Here is a 15,202-nt window from a genome sequence, read left to right as displayed (position 1 = left end):
CGTTTACTTCTCGATGATGGCGAGAACGTCACGAGCCGAGAGGACGAGGTACTCCTCGCCCTGGTACTTCACCTCGGTGCCGCCGTACTTCGAGTACAGGACGATGTCACCGACGGCGACGTCGAGCGGCAGACGCTGGCCGTCCTCGAAGCGGCCCGGGCCGACGGCCAGGACGACGCCCTCCTGGGGCTTCTCCTTGGCGGTGTCCGGGATGACCAGGCCGGAGGCCGTGGTCGTCTCGGCGTCGAGCGGCTGGACCACGATGCGGTCCTCAAGCGGCTTGATGGCAACCTTGCTGCTGGTGGTCACGTCCGAGCTCCCCTTCGGAGATTACGGGGTTTTCTAACGGGTAGGGGCGAGCCTGCGGGTCTGCCGTCGCGGGGGTCAGACACACGTCTTCGCGTTAGCACTCCCCCGGTGGGGAGTGCCAAGGACGACCATAGGGCCGTGTTAGCACTCAGTCAACCAGAGTGCCAACGGCGCGCCCGGACAGCCCCGGCCGAGGGATGAGTACCCGTACTCATGTGCGACCGTCGGCGCCCTCGGCACACTCGTGCCATGACCGACACCCCGGTACGCCTCGGCCCGTCCGACGCGCAGGACGCCGTGCTCGCGGTGGCACTCCTGCCCGTACTGGCCGCCCTCCCGCTCGGCGCCTTCTGGCTGGGCGCAGCGGTGGCCGAAGCCTTCGGCTCCGACAGTGGCGGCTGCGTCGCCTACGGCGCGCTCTGCGCCCTGGTCATCGGCTGGGGCGTGCCGGTCGCCGTCGCCGTGCTCGGCGAACGGGCCGACTACCGGCTGCTGCCGATCTCCGCCGCGGTCGCCCCCTTCGCCCTGCCCGTCGTGCTCTGCCTGGCCGCCCTCGGATGAGCACGCCGCCCGCCGTCCGCGGGGCCCGAGCCGGGCTCCGCCCGCTCGCGCCCGCCCCGGGCACGGCGCCGCGCCGACCGGCGAGAATGACCCCGTGGACACCGAGAACCTCCAGCCCCTGCTGACCCCCGAGGGCCAGGCCCTGCTCGCCGAGCTGCGCGAGTTCACCCCCGAGGAGGAGCTCGCGCTGGCCACCCGGCTGCGGCGGGAGCACCCGGCGGAGCTGGTGTCGGCGGCCTTCGGGCAGGCGCGGCTGCGGCAGCGGGCGCGCGCGAAGTTCGGGGCGGACGCCGACCTGATGTACTTCACGCCCAACGGGGTCGAGCAGTCCACCCGGCGCAGCGTGGCCGAGTGGCGGGCGCGACGGTTCGCCGAGCTGGGCGTACGGCGGCTGGCGGACCTGTGCTGCGGCATCGGCGGGGACGTGCTGGCGCTGGCCCGGGCGGGCATCGAGGTGCTGGCCGTCGACAAGGACCCGGCGGCCTGCGCCGCCACCGCCGCGAACGCCGCCGCGCTGGGCCTGGCCGAGCTGGTCGAGGTGCGCTGCGCGGACGTCGCCGAGGTGGACGTCGCCGGCTACGACGCGGTGTTCACCGACCCGGCCCGACGGACCTCGCGCGGCCGGGTGTTCGACCCCGAGGCGTACGCCCCGCCGCTCTCCTGGGCGATCGAGGCCGGCCGGCGCACCCCGATCGGGGCGCTGAAGGTCGCACCGGGCATCCCGCACGAGGCCGTCCCGGCGGACGCCGAGGCCGAGTGGGTCTCCGACCACGGCGACGTCAAGGAGGCGGTGCTCTGGTTCGGCACCAGGGCCGCCGGCCCGCACCGCGCCACCCTGCTGCCGCACGGCGACAGCCTCACCGGCGGCGATCTGCCCGACCCGCCGGCCGGCCCGGTCGGGCGCTACCTGTACGAGCCGGACGGCGCGGTGATCCGGGCGCACCTGGTGGCCGAGGTGGCCGAGCAGGTCGGCGGCCGGCTGATCGACCCGAAGATCGCCTACCTGACCTCGGACGAGCTGGTCGCCACCCCGTACGCGCACGCCTTCGAGCTCACCGACGTGATGCCCTTCCACATCAAGAAGCTGAAGGCGCTGCTGCGCGAGCGCGGGGTCGGCACGGTGGTGATCAAGAAGCGCGGGATGGCGATCACCCCGGAGGAGCTGCGCCGCCAGCTCAAGCCCTCCGGGCCGAACACCGTCACGGTGATCCTCAGCCGCACCGACCACGGCCCGCTGATGATGCTGGGGCAGCCGGTCCGGGCCTCCGGGGCCTAGGAGGCGGGGGCCTGGATGTAGTCCTCCAGCCGCGCCACCGAGAAGCCCTGCTCCTGGATCCGGGCCAGCAGGTCGCCGAACATCTGGGTCATCGTGGCGCCCTTGAGCTCCTTGGGGCCGCGGAAGTGCGCCAGGATGATGTCGCCGGGCTTCAGCTTCTTGTCCCCCGCCTGGTACTGCATGTCGTGGATCTGCATCGACTCGCGCCACAGCACGACCGCGCGCGGGCCGCACTGCTGCACCGCGGTGTTGAGCGTCGGGGTGTTGGCACCGTCGCCGAACGGCGGGCGGAACAGCAGCGGCGCGGTGCCGTACTGCTGGGTGAGCGCGGCCTGGTCGTCGCAGACCTCGGACTTCTGCTTGTCCGGCGACAGCTTGCTCATCACCGGGTGGTCCACGGTGTGGTTCTGGATGTGGTTGCCGAGCGCCTGGAGCGGCTTGAAGTAGCCGTAGTCGTTCTTGACGATGTCCTTGGTCAGGAACATCGAGATCGGCACCTTGAGGTCGGTCAGCATCTCGACGAACTTCGGGTCCTTCTCGGCGCCGTCGTCGATGGTGATGAAGACCACCTTGTCGGTCGTCTTCACGTCGCTGAACACCGGTACCGGGCCGGTCCGTTCGAGCTTGATGGGCTTGTCGGCGGGCGGCGCCGGGGCGGGCGGGAGCGGGGTGAGGTTCCACTTCGCCCAGGCCGCCGCGTTCGCGCCCGCCGGGGCGGCCCCCGGGGTGGCGGCCGCGCTGCTCGGGGCTGCCGCGGCCGGCTGGGGCGTGCCCGACGCCGCCGACGTGCCGGCCGGCGCGGTCGTGCCGCCGCCTCCGTTGTCGCCGCACGCGGTGGCGAAGGCCAGCAGGGCCAGCGCCCCCGCCGCGTACGTCCTGGTCCTGCTCCGCCCGTCCCTGCTCACCGCACCGCGCTCCCGGTTCCCGTTCAGCTTTCTATCAGCTGATTCACGGTAGCGGCCGGGGTCGCGGTTCCCGGTGACGACCTATTCGACCTGTTCGACCTGTTCGACGTGCTCGCTGGTGAAGGACCAGCGGTGCACCGGCCGGCCGAGCAGCTCGGCCGGCGGGTCGGCGACCGGCACCGGCACGCCGCTCCACCAGGTGATCAGGAGCACCCGCTCGCCCGGGGCGGAGAACACTTCGAGGCGCTCAAGACCGGCCGTGCCGCGCACCGCGGGCAGCACCGACTCCCGCACCCAGGCGGCGAGTTCGGCCCCGCGGCCGTCCGCCGCCCGGGCCTCCCACATCGCGGCGACGGTCATCCGGCGCCGCCGCCCAGGGCGTCGTAGGCCTGTCCGTGGACGTCCCCGTGCCCGAAGCCCGCGGCCGGCACGTGGACCTCGGTCACCGGCAGCGAGGAGTCGGCGGACAGCTCGAACGCGGACGGCGCACGGTCGCGCCACACCATCTCGGAGCCCAGCGCCGCCACCATCGCGCCGTTGTCGGTGCACAGGCCCGGCCGCGGCACCCGCAGTCGGATGCCGGCCCGGTCGCAGCGCTGCTGGGCCATCTCGCGCAGTCGCGAGTTTGCCGCCACGCCGCCGCCGATCATCAGGTGGTCGACGCCGTTGTCCTTGCACGCCTTGACGGCCTTGCGGGTGAGCACGTCGGTGACCGCCTCCTGGAAGGACGCCGCCACGTCGGCGATCGGCACCTCCTCGCCGGCCCGGCGCTTGGCCTCCACCCAGCGGGCGACGGCGGTCTTCAGACCGGAGAACGAGAAGTCGTACGCGGGGTCGTTCCGGCCGCTCAGGCCGCGCGGGAAGGCGATCGCCTTCGGGTCGCCCTCGCGCGCCCTCCGGTCGACCACCGGGCCGCCGGGGAAGCCCAGGCCGAGCACCCGGGCGACCTTGTCGAACGCCTCGCCGGCCGCGTCGTCGATGGTCGCGCCGAGCGGGCGGACATCGCTCGTGATGTCCTCGCTGAGCAGCAGCGAGGAGTGCCCGCCGGAGACCAGCAGGGCCATCGTCGGCGAGGGCAGCCGGCCGTGCTCCAGCTGGTCGACGCAGATGTGCGAGGCGAGGTGGTTGACCCCGTACAGCGGCTTGTCCAGCGCCCAGGCGTACGCCTTCGCGGCGCTGACGCCGACCAGCAGCGCGCCGGCCAGGCCGGGGCCGGCCGTGACGGCGATGCCGTCCAGGTCGCTCGCCTTGATCCCGGCGGTGTCCAGGGCGCGCTGGATGGTCGGGACCATCGCCTCCAGGTGGGCGCGGCTGGCGATCTCCGGGACGACGCCGCCGAAGCGGGCGTGGTCGTTGACGCTGGAGGCGACCGCGTCGGCCAGCAGCGTGGTGCCGCGCACGATGCCGACGCCGGTCTCGTCGCAGGAGGTCTCGATGCCGAGGACGAGCGGTTCGTCAGCCATGGCGGGTGTCCTCAATGTCCTTCGGGTCAGTGCTGTCAGTGCTGGGGTGGTCGAGGCGCATCACCAGCGCGTCGACGTTGGCGGGCTGGTAGTAGCCGCGCCGGATGCCCACCGGTTCGAAGCCGTGGCGCTCGTACAGCCGCTGGGCCCGCGGGTTGTCCACCCGCACCTCCAGCAGCAGTTCGGCGCAGCCGCGCCGGGCGGACTCCCGGATCAGGTCGGTGAGCAGCGCCGTGCCGAGGCCGGCGCCCTGGTGCCGGTCGTCGACGGCGATGGTCTGGACGTCGCCCTCGCCGGCGATCGCCATCAGGCCGGCGTAGCCGACGACCGAACCGTCGGCGGCGGTGGCGACGGTGTAGTGGCGGGTGCCGCCGGGGTGGGTCTCGGCCAGCTCGGACCAGAACATCCCGGTGGACCAGGCGTCCTCGGGGAACAGCCGCAGCTCCAGCTCCATCACCGGCGCGATGTCCCACCAGCGCATCGGGCGCAGGGTGGTGCCGTGGTTCACGCCGGGAGCACCGCCTTGTAGCCGGCCGGCACCTGGGCATCCGGGCGGCGCAGGTACAGCGGCACGTTCGGCAGCAGCTCGCGCCCGGCGGCCAACTCGGCGGCGGCGAAGCCGGCCAGGGCCCCGGCGGACACGTGCTCCGGGCCGTGCGCGCCCGGGAAGGCGTCCGGGTAGAGCAGCGCGCCGGCGCCGACCGAGCGCGGCGGCGCGGTCAGCTCGGCCGGGCGGTCCACGCCCGGGCCCTCGGTGCGGCGGCCCTCGGCGTCGTACGAGGCCCAGTAGACCTCCTTTCGGCGCGCGTCGGTGGCCACCGTGAACGGCTGCCCCGCCAGCCCCTCGGCGCGGGCCTGGAAGGCGATCGCGTCCAGGGTGCAGACGCCGTGCACCGGCAGCCCGAGGGCGTGACCGAGCGCGGCGGCGGTCACCAGGCCGACCCGCAGACCGGTGTACGGGCCCGGGCCGACCCCGACCGCGATGCCGGTCAGCCGGTGCTTGTCCACCCCGGCCGTACGCAGCACCCCGTCGATCGCGGGCAGCAGCAGTTCGCCGTGGCGCCGGGCGTCGACCTGGTGGGTCTCGGCCAGGACGGCGGTTCCGTCGTGGACGGCGGCGGTGACGGCGGGGGTAGCGGTGTCGAACGCGAGCAGCAGCACGGGTCAAGGTTAGACCGACGTTGGGCCGACCGGACGATCGGCCGGACGTGCCAACCGGGAACACACATCCGAGGCGCTGCGACCCGGACGGACGGACCTGGCACGATAAGCCCGTACGAAAAGGGACGGCAGCGGGAGCGGCACGTGGCGAAGATGGGTCCTGGAGTGGTGGTCACGGGGCTGACCCTGGGGGCCCTGGCGGTGGTGAGCCTGCTGGCCTTCCAGGCCAACGGCGCCCAGGACCGGGCCGGCGGCGCCAAGCCGACCCCCACCATCACGGCGACGGGCACGGCCACCGCCGCGGCGCCGACCGCCTCGGCCACCCCGACCGTCCCGCCGCTGCCGGCCACCTCGGGCACCGGCATCCGGGTGGTCTACTCGGTGAGCAGCCACTACGTCTGGCTGGTCGACCCGAAGAAGGCCCCGCAGGTCGCGGCGGCCTTCCCGGTCAGCCCGGGCACGGTCGAGCCCGCCCCGGGCAGCTACGCGGTGTACAGCCGCACGGCGACGGCCACCGGCACGGACGGCCGGCAGATCGAGCACGTGGTGCGCTTCGCGCAGCAGAGCGGCGTGGTGTTCGGCTTCAGCGCGGCGGTGGACGGCACGACCCCGTCGGCCGACCCGAAGACCAAGACCGGCGGCATCCGCAGCGGCCGCACGGACGGGCAGCTGCTCTGGGACTTCGCGCCGAAGGACACCAAGGTGGTCGTGGTCGCCTGAGGCGGCCTCACGCGGCCCGGGGTGCCTGCGCCTCGGGCTCCTCGGCCTGCCCGGGCTCGGGTCCGGGCGGGGTGGACACCGCCTCGGCGGCCGCGCGGGCGGCCAGCAGTGCCCGCATCGGCTCCCCCGGAGCGCAACGGGCGGACTCTCCGGCCCCGGCGGCGCGGACGGCGCGCTCCGGGGCGGGGGTGGTGCTCGACATGGCGCCTCCCTAGTTAGGCAGACCTAACCGCAGCACCCATCCCACCACGCCCGGCACTCCGCCCGCAACATCTTGCCGACAGTCTGTCGGCAAGTCGCCGCGACCCGCCGCTACTCCTGCCCCGCCAGCTTCGCCAGCGCCACGTCCGCCCAGCGCGGACCGATGCCGGTCAGCAGCACCCGGCGCGGATCGTGGTCGTCCCCGTCGGCGGTGTCGCCCAGGGCGCGCTCGATCCGGACCTCCAGCCGGTCCTCGGACAGCCGCTCGACCTTGCCCTCGCCCCACTCGACCACGACCACCGACTCCGGCAGCGAGACGTCCAGGTCGAGGTCCTCCATCTCGTCCAGGTCACCGCCCAGCCGGTACGCGTCCACGTGCACCAGCGCCGGGCCGCCGACCAGCGAGGGGTGCACCCGGGCGATCACGAAGGTCGGCGAGGTCACCGCCCCGCGGACCTGCAGCCCCTCCCCCAGGCCCCGGGTCAGCGTGGTCTTCCCCGCCCCCAGCTCGCCGGAGAGCAGCACCAGGTCCCCCGGCCGCAGCAGCGCGGCCAGCTCCCGGCCGAGCCGGCCCATCCGCTCCGGGGTGGGAACGGTGAGAGTGGCGTGCGAGCCCATGCGCGTGTCTTGCCCTTCGGTCCGTACCGGCGCACCGACCACCGGCCGCCACCGCTACCGTGCCACATCGCCGCCCCCGGGTGCGCCGGACGGGTGCCGGGCCGGGCGTCGGCGGGCGCCAGGCGGGCGTCAGGCGGGGTCGACGACCGGTTCGGCGGCCGGTCCGGCAGCCGTGCCCGCGGCCGTGCCCCCGGCAGGCTCGCGGGTCAGGTCGAGGACGGCCGCGGGCAGCGGCGCGGCCCCCGCGAAGTCGGCGGCCCGGCGCAGCAGCAGCGCCAGCTCGCGGTCGACCAGCTCCGGCCGCTCCAGCATCACCAGGTGCCCGGCGCCCTCGGCCAGCACCAGCTCGGCGCCCGGCAGCCGCTCGGCCATCGCCTCGCTGTGCGCCGAGGGCGTCAGGAGGTCCTTCGTCCCGGCCAGCACCAGGACCGGCAGGCCGCGCAGGGCGGCCAGCGCCTCGTACTTCTCGTGCGCGCCGAACACCGGGTAGAACTCGGCGACCACGTCGATCGGGGTGGCGTCCAGCAGCTGCTCGGCGAAGCGCACCACGCCGGGGTCGACGTCCCGGCCCCCGAAGGAGAACTTCCGGTAGAAGACGGCGGTCAGGTCCGACCCCAGCCGCCGGGTGGCCTCGACCAGGTCGACCTGACGGCCCAGCAGCTTCACCATCCCGGGCGCGACCTTCTTGAACAGCTTCGCGCCGGCCTTGGGCAGGCCGAGGCTGACGTCGTCCCAGTCGCCCGCGAGCGTGCCGATCAGGGCGACCCCGGCGACCCTCTCCCGGAACAGGTCCGGGTACTGGTCGGCCAGCGCCATCACCGTCATGCCGCCCATCGAGTGGCCCACCAGCACCAGCGGCCCGGTCGGCGCGACGGCGTCGATCACGGCCTTCAGGTCGCCGCCCAGCTGGTCGATGCCGGCCGGCTCGCCGGCCAGGTACGAGCGGGAGCGCTCCGAGCGGCCGTGGCTGCGCTGGTCCCAGAAGACCAGCCGCATGCCCTCGCGCAGCGCGGCCCGCTCGAAGTGCCAGCTGTCCTGGTTGAGGCAGTAGCCGTGGCAGAACACCACGGTCAGCGGTTCGGCGCCGGAGCCGTCGCCGTCCGGCTCGGCCCAGCCGGTGCCGTCCAGCTCCACGTACAGCTCGGTGCCGTCCGGCGCGGCCACCGTCCTCGGACGCCCGCGCAGCGAGCCGTACGGGGCGCTCGCGTCCAGCTCGGCCCGGGCCCGGCGGCGCATCGCCCGCCCGACGGTCAGCCGCTCGATCGCCACCCCGGCGGCGGCCCCCGCCGCCAGCACACCGACCGAGATCCCGATCACGCCCGCCCGGCTCACCCCGGAGGCCGCGCCGGCCGCCTTGGCGACCGCCGCGACCGTTCCGTCCCCGGTCGGCGCGTCGGTCATGCCGGCGTGTCCCCGGTGTGGCTGCCGCCCAGGTAGCGGCGCGGCACCCGGGCGCCGATCCGGGTGACGATCTCGTACGCGATGGTCCCGCAGGCGCGGGCCCAGTCCTCGGCGGTCGGCTCGCCGCGCTCGCCGCTGCCGAACAGCAGCGCCTCGTCGCCGATCGCGGGGGCGTCCCCGCCGAGGTCCACGACGAACTGGTCCATCGCGACCCGGCCGGCCACCGTGCGCCACTTGCCGCCGATCTGCACCGGGCCGGTACCGCTGGCGTGCCGGGGGACGCCGTCGCCGTAGCCGAGCGGGACCAGGCCCAGGGTGGTCGGGCCGGGCGTCGTGTAGTGGTGGCCGTAGCTGACCCCGTGCCCGCCGGGGACCTCCTTGACCAGCGCCAGCCGCGCCGCGAGCGACATCACCGGGCGCAGCCCGAAGTCGGCCGGCGAGCCCACCTCGGGCACCGGCGAAAGCCCGTACGCGGCCAGGCCGGTACGGACCAGGTCGAAGTGCGACTCGGGCAGCAGCAGGGTGGCCGGCGAGTTCGCCAGGTGCCGCACCTCGGGGCGCAGCCCGGCCGCCTCGGCCTCGGCCAGCGCGGTGCGGTAGGAGTCCAGCTGGGCCTGGATCGACGGGTGGCCGGGCTCGTCGGCGGCCGCGAAGTGCGACCAGACGCCGACCACGGTGAGCAGCCCCTCCGCCTCGGCGCGCCGGGCTGCGGCCACCAGCCGGGGCCAGTCGTGCGGCTGGCAGCCGTTGCGGCCGAGGCCGGTGTCGGCCTTCAGGTGCACGCGCGCCGGGATGCCGGTCTCGCGTACGGCCGGGAGCAGTTCGTCCAGCGCCCACTGGCCGCTGACCGAGATGTCCAGGCCGGCCCGGAGCGCCTCGCGCCACGGCCCGCCGGGCGTCCACAGCCAGCACAGGATGCGGGCGTGCTCCGGGCGGATGCCCGCGGCCCGCAGCGCCAGCGCCTCGTCGGGCGTCGCGCAACCGAGCCAGCCGACCCCGTTCGCGACCGCCTCGCGGGCACACTCGACCGCGCCGTGGCCATAGGCGTTCGCCTTGACCGCGAGCATCACCGCCGCGCCGCCGACGCGCTCGCGCAGCGCCGCGAGGTTGCCGCGCAGGGCGCCGAGATCGATGGTCGCCTCGGCCCGTACGCCGTCGGTCAGGGTGGCGGTGCCGATCGTGTTCGCAGTTGTCATCAGGGTCAGTCTCCCAGACGTCCCGGAGTCCTCGCCGAACGGCCCATCGGCGCGGCGGCCGACGACCGGGCCCCTCCCGCCGCACCACCCCGCGGCGAACCGCTCGTCACCCCCTCTCGGACGCGGCCGGCGGAGCCTTCGGTTCCGCTCCCGGCCGCGGCCCGCTACCCCGCGCGGACCGCCCGCCACACCGCCGGCAGCGCCTCCGCCACCGCCAGGGCGGTCACCGGTGCGCCCGGGTCCCCCGCCGCCTCGCGGCCGGCCAGGCCGTGCAGGTAGGCGGCCACCGACGCGGCGTCCAGCGGCGGGAGTCCCGCCGCCAGCAGCGAGCCCGCCAGCCCGGCCAGGACGTCGCCGCTGCCCGCGGTGGCCAGCCAGGAGGTGCCGGTGGGGTTCACCCGGACGGCCCCGCCCGGGTCGGCGACCACCGTCGTGGAGCCCTTGAGCAGGACGGTCGCGCGGTAGGCCGCCGCCAGCCGTCGGGCCGTGGCCAGCCGGCTGGCGGCCAGGTCGTCGGCGGCCGGCGGCGCGGTGCCCTCGGCGCCGGCGAGCAGCCGGGCGGCCTCGCCGGTGTGCGGGGTCAGCAGGGTGGGTGCGGTGCGGCCGGCCAGCGCCTCCGGGCCGAGTCGGCCCAGCTCGGTCAGGCCGTCCGCGTCCACCAGCACCGGGACGTCGCCGGCCAGCGCCTCGGCCAGTGCCTGCCGCGCCCCCTCGCCGCCGCCCGGCCCGACCACCCAGGCCTGCACCCGGCCGGCCCCGGCCGGCCCGCCCTCGGTGACCAGCGTCTCCGGGAAGCGCCGCACCACCTCCTCGGCCGCCGTGCCCACGTACCGGACGGCGCCCGCACCGCCGCGCAGCGCCCCGGCGACCGCCAGCAGCGCCGCCCCCGGGTAGGTCGCCGACCCGGCCGCCACGCCGACCACGCCGCGCCGGTACTTGTCGCTCTCCGCGCCCGGCCGCGGCAGCAGCGCCGCCACGTCCGCGTGCTGCAGGGCCGTCACGCCCGCCTCCGGCAGCTCCAGCCCGATGCCGACCAGTTGCACGGCGCCCGCGTACGACGCCCCCGGGTCGACCAGCAGGCCGGGCTTGTACGTGCCGAAGCAGACCGTGACGTCCGCGCGCAGCGCCGCGCCCGGCACCTCGCCGGTGTCGGCGTCCACCCCGCTGGGCAGGTCGACCGCGACCACCACCCCGCGCCGCCCGGCCTCCGCGTACGGCCGGGCCCCGGGGCGCAGCCCGCCCCGGCCGCCGATGCCGACGATCCCGTCCAGCACCAGGTCCGCGCGCGAGAAGTCGGCCAGGCCGACGGCCTGCTCCGCCGTCACCCGTCCGCCGGACGCCCGCAGCGCGGCCAGCCCGCCCTCGTGCGCCCGTTCCGGCGCGAGCAGCACCGCCGTCACCCGCGCCCCGCGCCGGGCCAGCGCGGCCCCGGCGTACAGGGCGTCACCCCCGTTGTCCCCGCTGCCGGCCAGCACCACCACCCGGCTGCCGTACACCCGCCCCCGACGCCGGGTCAGCAGCCGCGCGCACGTCGCCGCCAGCCCCGCGGCCGCCCGCTGCATCAACGTCCCCTCCGGCAGCCGCGCCATCGACGCGGCCTCGGCGGCCCGGACGGTTTCCACAGGGTGTGCATGACGCATGGCGGGGCTCCTCCGGCCGTCGACGTACGGACGACGCTAGCCCGCGTCACCGCCCCGCGGGAGCCGGGCCTGCGGCACACTTTCGAGTGACAACCACTTCGATCCCCCCACCAGTGCCGGTCCGTGCGCCTACCTTGTGGCCCGGCACGGACCCACAGGAGGGAGAAGGGCCATGGTCGCCATGCCGGCAATCGAGCACCCGCTGGGCGAGGACAGCCTCCTCCAGGCGTTTCTGGAGCTGGACACCCCGCCGGGCAGCAAGGCCGAATTCATCGAAGGGGAGATCGTAGTGACGCCACCGCCGGACGGTGATCACGAGGACGCGATCGCCCGGTTCGCCCGGGCTGTGGCGCGTGAAGCAGCCGAGGAGCTGTACGTCAGCGGCGGAAAGGGACTGATCACCCCGAGGGGCCGGTTCATCCCTGACGCCACCGTTGCCCCCGTCGGCCACTTCCGCGCCCAGGATTCGTGGTCGTCCGCCGTAGGAGTCGAACTGGTCCTCGAAGTGACGTCAACCAATCCGGTCAAGGACCGCGAGTCCAAGCGCCTTGGCTACGCCGCTGCCGGCGTTCCGTGCTACCTGCTCATCGACCGGAGCGAAGGAACGGTGACGCTGTTCACCGACCCGAAGGACGGGGACTACGCGACCCTCCACGAGACCGAGTTCGGCAGGCGGATCAAGCTGCCCGCCCCGTTCTCCTTCACGCTCGACACGGCGCCCCTGCGGTAGGACGCAGCCACCGCAGGGGCGCCGTTGCCGACGGGCGTGGAACTACTCGACGGTGACCGACTTCGCCAGGTTGCGCGGCTGGTCGACCTCGTGGCCCTTGGCCGTGGCCAGCTCGCAGGCGAAGACCTGGAGCGGCACGGTGGAGACCAGCGGCTGGAGCAGGGTCGGGGTGACCGGGATGCGGATCAGGTGGTCCGCGTACGGCACGACGGCCTCGTCGCCCTCCTCGGCGATCACGATCGTGCGGGCGCCACGGGCCCGGATCTCCTGGATGTTGGAGACGATCTTGTCGTGCAGGATCGACCGCCCGCGCGGCGAGGGCACGACCACCACGACCGGCAGCCCCTCCTCGATCAGCGCGATCGGGCCGTGCTTGAGCTCGCCCGCCGCGAAGCCCTCGGCGTGCATGTACGCCAGCTCCTTGAGCTTGAGCGCGCCCTCCAGGGCCACCGGGAAGCCGACGTGGCGGCCGAGGAACAGCACCGAGCGGGCGTCGGCCAGCGAGCGGGCCAGCTCGCGCACCGGCTCCATGGTCTCCAGGACCTGCTCGACCTGCTTCGGCGCGTCGCCGAGCTCCTTGATGACGGCGAAGATCTCGTCGCCCCACTTGGTGCCGCGCACCTGGCCCAGGTAGAGGGCGACCAGGTAGCAGGCGACCAGCTGGGTCAGGAACGCCTTGGTCGAGGCGACCGCGACCTCCGGACCGGCGTGCGTGTACAGCACGGCGTCCGACTCGCGCGGGATGGTGGAGCCGTTGGTGTTGCAGATCGCCAGCACCTTGGCGCCCTGCTCACGGGCGTGCCGCAGGGCCATCAGGGTGTCCATGGTCTCGCCGGACTGCGAGATGGCGATGACCAGCGTGCCCGGGCCCATGATCGGGTCGCGGTAGCGGAACTCGGAGGCGACCTCGACCTCGCAGGGGATGCGGGTCCAGTGCTCGATCGCGTACTTGGCGATCATGCCGGCGTGGAAGGCGGTGCCGCACGCGACGATGACGACCTTGTCGACCGACCGCAGGTCGGCGTCGGAGATCCGCAGCTCGTCGAGGGTGAGCCGGCCGTCGGTGCCGATCCGGCCGAGCAGGGTGTCGGCGACGGCCTTCGGCTGCTCGGCGATCTCCTTGAGCATGAAGTAGTCGTAGCCGCCCTTCTCGGCGGCGGAGGCGTCCCAGTCGACGTGGTACTCGCGCACGTCGGCGGGGGTGCCGTCGAAGTTCGTGACGGTCACGCCGTCCTTGCGCAGCTCGACGACCTGGTCCTGGCCCAGCTCGATCGCCTCGCGGGTGTGCGCGATGAAGGCGGCGACGTCCGAGGCGAGGAAGTTCTCGCCCTCGCCGCGGCCGACGACCAGCGGCGAGTTGCGGCGGGCACCGACGACGACGTCCGGCGCGTCGGCGTGCACGGCGACCAGGGTGAAGGCACCCTCCAGCCGACCGCAGACCGCCCGCATGGCCTCGGCGAGGTCGCCCTGGTAGGCCTCGCCCAGCAGGTGGGCGACGACCTCGGTGTCCGTCTCCGACCGGAGGGTGTGGCCGCGCTCGGCGATCTCGGCGCGCAGCTGCGCGAAGTTCTCGATGATGCCGTTGTGCACCACGGCGACCCGCAGGTCGTCGTCCAGGTGGGGGTGGGCGTTGGCGTCCGTCGGGCCGCCGTGGGTGGCCCAGCGGGTGTGGCCGATGCCGGTGGTGCCGCCGGGCAGAGGGGACTCGGCGAGCGACTTCTCCAGGTTGGCGAGCTTTCCGGCCCGCTTGTCGGTCGACAGGCTCCACTGCCCGTCGGAGTCCTGAACCTGCACCGCGACACCGGCCGAGTCGTAACCCCGGTACTCCAGGCGCTGCAGGCCTGCGATTACTACGTCGAGGGCGGACTGCGCGCCCACGTATCCAACAATTCCGCACATGCGTGCCAGCATAAGGGCGGTTCTGTGGCCGTATTCCCGCCTCCCGCGAACGCTGCGTGACCGACACCACAACCACCGTGAACGCCGCTACGGCTCACAATGGAGCATGTGCTGACCGAACTCTGTACGCGGGGCGCCGCCACGCCCGGCCCGTCCCCGTCCCCCTACGTGGATCTCAGCCGGGCCGAATGGAGCGCGCTGCGCGAGCGCACGCCGCTGCCGCTGACCGCCGAGGAGGTGGAGCAGCTGCGCGGCCTCGGCACCGCCCTCGACCTCGACGAGGTGCGTGACGTCTACCTGCCGCTGTCGCGGCTGCTGAACCTGTACATCCACGCGACGCACGAACTGCGCGGCGCCGTGGGCACGTTCCTGGACACGCCGGACACCGAACGCACCCGGACCCCGTTCATCATCGGGGTGGCCGGATCGGTCGCGGTCGGCAAGTCGACCACCGCGCGCCTCCTCCAGGCGCTGCTCGCCCGCTGGCCCGAGCACCCCCGGGTCGAACTGGTCACCACCGACGGCTTCCTGCTCCCCAACGCCGAGCTGCGCCGGCGCGGCCTGATGGCCCGCAAGGGCTTCCCCGAGTCGTACGACCGCCGGGCGCTGATGCGCTTCGTCGCGGACGTGAAGGCGGGCAAGGAGCGCGTCAGCGCGCCGGTCTACTCGCACCTGGTGTACGACATCGTGCAGGACGAGCGGCTGACCGTGGAGCGCCCGGACATCCTGATCGTCGAGGGCCTGAACGTGCTCCAGCCGGCCCTGCCCGGCACCGACGGCCGCACCCGCCTCGCGGTCGCCGACTACTTCGACTTCTCGATCTACGTCGACGCCCGGACCGACGACATCGAGCACTGGTACCTGGACCGCTTCAGGAAGCTGCGTCAGACCGCCTTCCAGGACCCGAACTCGTACTTCCGCCGCTTCACCGAGGTGCCGGAGGAGGAGGCGATGGAGTACGGCCGGCAGGTCTGGCGCACCATCAACAAGCCGAACCTGCTGGAGAACGTGCTGCCGACCCGCGGCCGGGCCACCCTGATCCTGCAGAAGGGCCAGGACCACAAGGTCCGCCGGGCGCTGCTGCGCAAGCTCTGAGCGCACGACGGAGGGCCCCCGCCGCAG

At 74.3% G+C, this 15,202-nt stretch carries 17 protein-coding genes; 5 read left to right on the top strand and 12 right to left on the bottom strand.

All coding sequences use genetic code 11. From position 1 onward, the window contains the following. Nucleotides 1–3: 3 nt before the first annotated feature. Nucleotides 4–309, bottom strand: a complete 306-nt coding sequence (groES, locus tag ABT048_RS05285; protein WP_014136232.1) for a co-chaperone GroES — start codon at nt 307–309, stop codon at nt 4–6. A 249-nt stretch (nt 310–558) separates the two neighbouring features. Between groES and ABT048_RS05280 the strand changes: the two genes are divergently transcribed. Together ABT048_RS05280 and ABT048_RS05275 are read left to right on the top strand one after the other, a co-directional pair. Further along, the gene (locus tag ABT048_RS05280; RefSeq protein WP_350519937.1) at nt 559–870 is read left to right on the top strand and encodes a hypothetical protein; all 312 of its coding nucleotides are present in this window, start codon (nt 559–561) and stop codon (nt 868–870) included. 94 nt (nt 871–964) lie between these two features. Further along, nucleotides 965–2,146 carry a THUMP-like domain-containing protein gene (locus ABT048_RS05275; protein WP_350519936.1) on the top strand — a complete coding sequence of 394 codons (1,182 nt, stop codon included), beginning with the start codon at nt 965–967 and terminating at the stop codon, nt 2,144–2,146. Here the strand turns inward: ABT048_RS05275 and ABT048_RS05270 are convergent. The 5 genes from ABT048_RS05270 to tsaB form a co-directional block, all read right to left on the bottom strand. Further along, a complete protein-coding gene (locus ABT048_RS05270; protein WP_350519935.1) occupies nt 2,143–3,051 on the bottom strand; it encodes a polysaccharide deacetylase family protein in 909 nt (302 codons plus the stop codon). The two genes, ABT048_RS05275 and ABT048_RS05270, sit on opposite strands and share 4 nt — an antisense overlap. 81 nt (nt 3,052–3,132) lie before the next feature. Next, nucleotides 3,133–3,411, bottom strand: coding sequence for a hypothetical protein (locus ABT048_RS05265; RefSeq protein WP_350519934.1), 279 nt, complete (start codon nt 3,409–3,411; stop codon nt 3,133–3,135). After that, the gene (gene tsaD, locus ABT048_RS05260) at nt 3,408–4,514 is read right to left on the bottom strand and encodes a tRNA (adenosine(37)-N6)-threonylcarbamoyltransferase complex transferase subunit TsaD (protein ID WP_350519933.1); all 1,107 of its coding nucleotides are present in this window, start codon (nt 4,512–4,514) and stop codon (nt 3,408–3,410) included. The genes ABT048_RS05265 and tsaD overlap by 4 nt, the downstream gene beginning before the upstream one ends. After that, complete coding sequence (rimI, locus tag ABT048_RS05255) at nt 4,507–4,995, bottom strand: ribosomal protein S18-alanine N-acetyltransferase (protein ID WP_350520093.1); 489 nt, start codon at nt 4,993–4,995, stop codon at nt 4,507–4,509. Before rimI ends, tsaD begins: the two co-directional genes overlap by 8 nt. Nucleotides 4,996–5,018: 23 nt before the next feature. Beyond that, nucleotides 5,019–5,675: a tRNA (adenosine(37)-N6)-threonylcarbamoyltransferase complex dimerization subunit type 1 TsaB gene (gene tsaB, locus ABT048_RS05250; RefSeq protein WP_350519932.1), complete on the bottom strand. Its 657-nt coding sequence runs from the start codon at nt 5,673–5,675 to the stop codon at nt 5,019–5,021. Between the two features lie 153 nt (nt 5,676–5,828). Between tsaB and ABT048_RS05245 the strand changes: the two genes are divergently transcribed. Further along, nucleotides 5,829–6,395, top strand: a complete 567-nt coding sequence (locus ABT048_RS05245) for a hypothetical protein (RefSeq protein WP_350520092.1) — start codon at nt 5,829–5,831, stop codon at nt 6,393–6,395. A 7-nt stretch (nt 6,396–6,402) separates the two neighbouring features. Here ABT048_RS05245 and ABT048_RS05240 read toward each other — a convergent pair whose 3' ends face one another. The 5 genes from ABT048_RS05240 to ABT048_RS05220 form a co-directional block, all read right to left on the bottom strand. Then, nucleotides 6,403–6,597 (bottom strand): hypothetical protein, encoded by a 195-nt coding sequence (locus tag ABT048_RS05240; RefSeq protein ID WP_350519931.1) that lies wholly within the window; start codon nt 6,595–6,597, stop codon nt 6,403–6,405. A gap of 110 nt (nt 6,598–6,707) precedes the next feature. Further along, nucleotides 6,708–7,214, bottom strand: coding sequence for a tRNA (adenosine(37)-N6)-threonylcarbamoyltransferase complex ATPase subunit type 1 TsaE (tsaE, locus tag ABT048_RS05235; protein ID WP_350519930.1), 507 nt, complete (start codon nt 7,212–7,214; stop codon nt 6,708–6,710). A 129-nt stretch (nt 7,215–7,343) separates the two neighbouring features. Then, on the bottom strand, nt 7,344–8,615 hold the full coding sequence (locus ABT048_RS05230; protein ID WP_350519929.1) for an alpha/beta fold hydrolase: 1,272 nt from the start codon (nt 8,613–8,615) through the stop codon (nt 7,344–7,346). Beyond that, the gene (gene alr, locus ABT048_RS05225) at nt 8,612–9,811 is read right to left on the bottom strand and encodes an alanine racemase (RefSeq protein ID WP_350519928.1); all 1,200 of its coding nucleotides are present in this window, start codon (nt 9,809–9,811) and stop codon (nt 8,612–8,614) included. Before alr ends, ABT048_RS05230 begins: the two co-directional genes overlap by 4 nt. Before the next feature lie 164 nt (nt 9,812–9,975). Continuing rightward, entirely contained in the window at nt 9,976–11,451 is a 1,476-nt protein-coding gene (locus tag ABT048_RS05220) for an NAD(P)H-hydrate dehydratase (protein ID WP_350519927.1), read from the bottom strand. Nucleotides 11,452–11,623: 172 nt separating this feature from the next. Here ABT048_RS05220 and ABT048_RS05215 point away from each other — a divergent pair, with 172 nt between their 5' ends. Then, complete coding sequence (locus ABT048_RS05215; RefSeq protein WP_350519926.1) at nt 11,624–12,181, top strand: Uma2 family endonuclease; 558 nt, start codon at nt 11,624–11,626, stop codon at nt 12,179–12,181. A gap of 42 nt (nt 12,182–12,223) precedes the next feature. On the opposite strand, the gene glmS is transcribed toward ABT048_RS05215, so the two are convergent. Continuing rightward, entirely contained in the window at nt 12,224–14,080 is a 1,857-nt protein-coding gene (glmS, locus tag ABT048_RS05210; protein ID WP_350519925.1) for a glutamine--fructose-6-phosphate transaminase (isomerizing), read from the bottom strand. Nucleotides 14,081–14,179: 99 nt separating this feature from the next. Here glmS and coaA point away from each other — a divergent pair, with 99 nt between their 5' ends. Then, nucleotides 14,180–15,175, top strand: a complete 996-nt coding sequence (gene coaA, locus ABT048_RS05205; protein ID WP_350519924.1) for a type I pantothenate kinase — start codon at nt 14,180–14,182, stop codon at nt 15,173–15,175. Nucleotides 15,176–15,202 lie beyond the last annotated feature (27 nt).

The organism is Kitasatospora sp. NPDC096140, assembly GCF_040303045.1.
In the GTDB taxonomy this organism is placed as follows: domain Bacteria; phylum Actinomycetota; class Actinomycetes; order Streptomycetales; family Streptomycetaceae; genus Kitasatospora.
The sequence above is the reverse complement of the archived record's forward strand: the minus strand, read 5'-3'. Positions and strand labels throughout refer to the sequence as shown.